Consider the following 5,489-nt stretch of genomic DNA (forward strand, 5'->3'; position numbering starts at 1 on the left):
GTCTCCGTTAGCAAGCAGGATTTCTCCAACCAACCAAGAGGGAACCTCTCCCGAAGCGTGTAAAGTTTGCGTGCGCCCCACGCTACTTAATCCCTTTTGCAAGATGTTTAAAGCGGCGTTTCTATCTCGACAATCTGTGTATCCACAATGAGGACAAACATGAGTTCGAGTAGATAGCGACTTTTGGACTTTTTGTCCACAATTAGCACAATTTTGAGACGTATTATGAGGTGAGACAGCTATAGTTAACTTGCAGTATTTGTCCCCAAAATACTCTAGCCATTGCCTAAAAACAGACCATCCTGCATCGGTTATCGACTTCGCTAAATGACGATTCTTGACCATGCTTTTCACATTTAAATCTTCATACGCGATTAAGTCGTTAGACTTAACTAAACGGAGTGCCACACTCTTGACAAACTCTTCTCGTTGCCTACTTACTCTTAAATGTTTCCGAGCATATCGCTTTCTAGCTTTGTGATAATTACGAGATTGTTTTTTACCCTTACGGTATTTCTTTGATTTTTTTTATTTAATCGGTTTAATTGTTTTTCAGCTTTTCTGTAATAGTTCGGACAATCAATTTGATGGCCTTGGCTATCTACTAAGAAAAACTTTAATCCGACATCAATCCCAGTTGCTTTCTGGGAAGGCGTTAAAGGTTTAACCGTGTCTCTGGGGTCTAATTTAATGCAGAACTGCACATAATAACCATCAGCACGATTAAGGATTCTTACCCGTTTAATCTGGTCTGGTTGATAGTAATTAATATCTCTAGAACCAATCAGTTTAAGAGTGCCAATATCTTTTTTGTCTGTAAAGGTAATATGACGTTTATCTTTTGATAGCTTCCATCCAGATACTTTATACTCAACGGAACGAGAATGTTTTTTAAACTTAGGGTAGCCTTTCTTTCCTTTAACCTGATTTTGGCAATTATCGTAAAACCGAGTAATTGCTCGCAAGGTTCTTTCTACAGCAGTCTGACAAGCATGGGAGTTTAAATCATCAACAAATTTCAACTCTTTTCTTAATGCTGTGTTGTACCGAAATAACTCTGTTTTGCCAACACCCGGATTATCCATCCAATAACGCAGAACTTTATTCCGAACAAATTGGGTTGTTCGTATTGCCTCATTAATGGCTTCTATCTGATTAGGTTTTGGCTTAACTTTGTATTCTAGTACAAACATTTTGACAATGCTAGACTGGGTATCAATATCTTAACACAAAATTCTTTAAGTTGACACGGCCCCCTGCCAACCGCCTGCTGCCTTCGTTGACGTGAGCCAATAGAGCCGCAAGAGATTGCCAGTTATTTTAATCATATTTAATCTTAAAATAGAGAATTGTCCCCGCTAAGATAAAGGTAACAAAATTAGCGATAATAATCGGTTTACTGCTCACATAAATCCCGTAGATTAGCCAAAGAAAAACCCCCAGACAAAAACAAATAAACATAGTTAGGGACAAGTCCTTAGCGGAACGATAACGCCAAGTTTTAATCACTTGGGGTAAAAAGGAGACAGTGGTTAATATTCCCGCCACGATCCCGATTAGTTCAATAATATTCAACGCTTATCCTCTTAGCTTAGTTTCTTTCATTTTAAACTGTTGACTATCTAAATTACGCCTGAAGACGGCTCTCTCGACATCATGGGGGTAAAGTGTTGGTAAATGTGACATTTTGTCCCATTGTTTCTATTGAGCGATTACTATCACTGAAGTGCCGATTTGTACCCTTTCAAATAAAGCCTTTATATCTCGATCGCGCATCCTGACGCAACCGTGGGAGACGGCCCGGCCGATGAGATTTTCTTGCGGTGTACCGTGAAAACCGATAAAATTCGCACCATCGGTCCAAAATCCGATCCAACGCGCCCCTAAAGGGTTGTTTTTTCCCGATGGCACCAGTTGCCCGGTGAAGGGATGTTCCCAGACCGGTTCCCGCACCATCTGAATCACCCTAAATTGTCCCGTTGGGGTTTCCCAACCCGGACGACCGATCGCCACTGGGTAAGAAGCGATTATTTTCTGTCCTTGGTAAACAAAAACCCGTCTTTTTTTTAAATTCAGCAGCAAACGGGTTTCCGTTCGGGTTGCCGTGGTTGCGGTACGGGAATTGCCCAGACTAATCGGGGGATGGAGGAAAAATTCCCCTATTCCTAGATATAAACAGAGAATCGCCACAAAAACTCGCATCTGATACCAGCAAAGTCAAAATTTTTTATCCGTATTCTAATCTGATTGTGACGATATAAAACCACAGTCGATATGACCACTGCGAGATGCTCCCGATCAAATCGGAGTCGAGTTAGGCTAATTCGGCTACACTAATCCATAGCTAGAATATTAACTTTTGTAACTATGACCGCCGCTATTGCTCTCGATCGCGTTTCTAAAATCTATAACAATCTCCCAGTAGTTAACGAGCTTTCCTTTACCATCGAAAAAGGGGAAATCTTTGGTTTACTCGGTCCCAATGGTGCGGGAAAATCGACGACAATCCGCATGATTATCACCCTCACCGAAGCAAGTCAAGGAGAAATCGCAGTGGCGGGGTATGATGTGAAAAAATACCGCGATCAGGTGAAAAGAAATATCGGGGTAGTCTTGCAACAGATTAGCGTTGATGGGGAATTAACCGTCTGGGAAAATCTGGAATTTCACGGCCGGATGCACCATATCCCCAATCCCCAGAGACAGGAATTAATCGATCGCTATTTAGATTATGTCAGTTTAAGCGATCGAAAATCTGCCCTTGCCAAAACTCTTTCCGGAGGGATGAAACGACGTTTACAGATTGCTCGCGCTCTTCTTCACGAACCAAAAATCCTCTTTCTCGATGAACCGACTGTCGGTTTAGACCCCCAAAATCGTCGTCGTTTGTGGGAAGTAATTCGCGATTTAAACCAGCAAGGAATGACAATTTTATTAACCACTCACTACATGGAAGAAGTGGAATTTCTCTGTCAGGATAACGCCACGGGAAAACCGGGCAGAATTGGTATTATGGATGCGGGCAAATTAATCGAATTAGGAACTCTAACGGATTTTCGCACTAAGTATGGCGAGGGTTTAGTTATCAAACAAGTTGGCGATAAAATCGATTATAAATTCTTCCCCACCGTGGCTGATGCCAATGCCTATCTTGACAGTTTGAGCGATAAAACTGGCGTAATGTGTCGCCCTTCCAACCTCGAAGATATCTTTGTGGAACTGACGGGACATAAATTAGATTAAATTCTTGGTTTGGCTGTTAGGAAGTTGTTCAGTTATCGGTTTTTGACTCCGGTTTTTCTGAGATTAGCTGTGTTTAAATCGGCATTTCTTGGCTTTTATCTGATGTCTATTTTATTGTCAAACCTGCTAGAGTCTAGGTCAATTAGCTGAGGCTGTCCCTAAAAACCGAGTTTAACCCTAAAAAAAGAGGCTTTTAGCGGGTTTTAAGCTTTTTGAGCCAGATAAATGGCCTAGGAAGGGAACTTTTTACCGAGAGGGAGAGTCGTCGGGAACTGGATAAAAACTAGAGTCCCCTCTCGATCGATAGACAAAATTGACGGTAATCGTTTAGAATAAAGCACTGAATACTGACGAGATGACAATTATCCCTATGACCGATCTCCAGACAAAAACTAGATGGTCAACAGCGCGGCGATATTACGAGTTGCTTAGTGTTTTAGTGGAACGTAATCTCAAGGGACGCTATCGGGGTTCTTTTCTGGGGGTTTACTGGTCCTTGTTAAATCCCCTGATTATGACTGCACTATACACGGCAATTTTCGGCACGGTTTTCGCCTCTTATTTTGATAATTCTATAGTTAACTATGTCCTAGCGGCTTTCACCGGTTTAGTAGTAATAAATTTCTTTAATGCTTCCACTAACCAAGCTTTACCTAGTATCGTTGGTAATGGCAGTATTCTCAATAAAATTCGTCTGCCGGTTAGCATCTTTCCCGTTTCGATGGTAGTGGCAAATATTTTTCAATTTGCTATTAGTATCTTTCCCCTTTTGGCTATAGTAACTCTTTGGAAATCTCAAAGTTTAATTAATGTAATTGCTCTGATTTTTCCCGTGATCGGTCTTTCTATGGTTTGCACGGGAGTGGGTTTTTTGGTCAGTACCCTCTACGTTTTCTTCAGAGACTTACCCTATTTTTACGAAATTGTTTGTTTTGTCGCTTGGATTAGCAGCCCGATTTTCTATCCCCCGGAAATTATTCCTCCCTCCGTAAAACCATTCCTCCTATTAAACCCATTATTGCCGGTAATCGAAAGTATTCGCCAATTGTCCCTTTCCCCCGGATTACCGGATTTTGGTTTGATTTTTCAATCTCTACTCGGTGGGATCATCATCTTAGGAATTGGTTGGACTTGCTTCCGACTCTGGCGACATTTATTTATGGATTTATTATAAATGACAGAAGTAATTCGACTCGATCAAGTGTCTCTCGAAAGACGTACTCAAGAAGAATTCTCCTACGATCTAAAAAGGACAATCTTCTCTATTCTTGAAGGTAAATATCGTCAACCTGCCAAAAAATTAGTTCTAGATGATATAGATTTAGTCATTAATTCCGGAGCGAAATTAGGTATCATTGGAGCTAATGGCGCAGGAAAATCTACTCTCTTAAAAGTCATTTGTGGTATTCTGGAACCGACAAAGGGACAGGTAAGAGTCAGGGGACAAATTGCCTCTCTAATTGAATTAGGAGCGGGTTTTGATCCAGATTTACCGGTAAAAGATAATATTATTCTCTATGGGGTAATGCTGGGATTTTCTCGTCAGGAAATGAAGGAAAAAACCAAAGATATCCTTGACTTTGCTGAGTTAGAAGAATATATGGGAGCGCCGGTGAAATCTCTTTCTTCCGGGATGGTGGCTCGTTTAGGATTTGCGATCGCTACGGAGGTTCACCCCGATATTCTTATTCTTGATGAAGTCCTTTCCGTCGGGGATGAAAGTTTTAAAAATAAGTGTAAACGACGGTTAAAAAAATTCTGGAATTCTAACGCCACTATTTTAGTAGTTTCCCACGATTTGACTTTAATTCAAGAGTCCTGTAACCAAGTAATTTGGCTAAATAAAGGTCAGTTGCAATGTCAGGGTACATCGGAAGATGTAATCAAGTTTTATTTGGATTCTGTACATCAAAATGAAGTTAATTTTTAATTAAGTAGGTAATCTCAATTAATTGTTAGATAGTAATAATGTATCTACGTTTCATACCAAATCCGTTTTTAATAGTGTGATTAACCCTCAAGTTATCAATTGTTTCTCCCTGCTCCCCACTCCCTGCTCCCCACACCCCACTCTCCTATACCTTTTAAACAGGATTTAGTATTACTTAGGGTCTGCTGAAAAAGTTTTTCGGTGGGGGTTGGGGGTTGGGGGTTGGGGGTTGGGGGTTGGGGTGTGGGGTGTGGGGTGTGGGGTGTGGGGTTTTACCCATTTTCAGGTGGTCAATTACCTAATTTTCAGGGAAAAA

Annotated in this window: 5 protein-coding genes and 1 pseudogene; 3 read left to right on the forward strand and 3 right to left on the reverse strand. The window is 41.0% G+C overall.

What is annotated here, in order from left to right; all coding sequences use genetic code 11:
* From IM319_RS04715 to IM319_RS04725, 3 genes and pseudogenes are all read right to left on the reverse strand, one after another.
* Positions 1-1,193: pseudogene (locus tag IM319_RS04715) on the reverse strand (RNA-guided endonuclease InsQ/TnpB family protein); the annotation flags it as partial.
* A 127-nt stretch (positions 1,194-1,320) separates the two neighbouring features.
* Complete coding sequence (locus IM319_RS04720) at positions 1,321-1,575, reverse strand: SemiSWEET transporter (RefSeq protein ID WP_286826774.1); 255 nt, start codon at positions 1,573-1,575, stop codon at positions 1,321-1,323.
* A 126-nt stretch (positions 1,576-1,701) separates the two neighbouring features.
* The gene (locus tag IM319_RS04725) at positions 1,702-2,202 is read right to left on the reverse strand and encodes a L,D-transpeptidase (RefSeq protein ID WP_286826775.1); all 501 of its coding nucleotides are present in this window, start codon (positions 2,200-2,202) and stop codon (positions 1,702-1,704) included.
* A gap of 165 nt (positions 2,203-2,367) precedes the next feature.
* Here IM319_RS04725 and IM319_RS04730 point away from each other — a divergent pair, with 165 nt between their 5' ends.
* The 3 genes from IM319_RS04730 (at position 2,368) to IM319_RS04740 (ending at position 5,173) form a co-directional block, all read left to right on the forward strand.
* Entirely contained in the window at positions 2,368-3,243 is an 876-nt protein-coding gene (locus tag IM319_RS04730; RefSeq protein WP_286826334.1) for an ABC transporter ATP-binding protein, read from the forward strand.
* Positions 3,244-3,613: 370 nt separating this feature from the next.
* Positions 3,614-4,417 (forward strand): ABC transporter permease, encoded by an 804-nt coding sequence (locus IM319_RS04735; protein WP_287734820.1) that lies wholly within the window; start codon positions 3,614-3,616, stop codon positions 4,415-4,417.
* Positions 4,418-5,173 (forward strand): ABC transporter ATP-binding protein, encoded by a 756-nt coding sequence (locus IM319_RS04740; protein ID WP_287685123.1) that lies wholly within the window; start codon positions 4,418-4,420, stop codon positions 5,171-5,173. It abuts the gene before it with no gap.
* The last annotated feature ends 316 nt before the right edge of the window (positions 5,174-5,489 follow it).

Source organism: Microcystis sp. M113S1, assembly GCF_020246945.1.
Taxonomy (GTDB): domain Bacteria; phylum Cyanobacteriota; class Cyanobacteriia; order Cyanobacteriales; family Microcystaceae; genus Microcystis.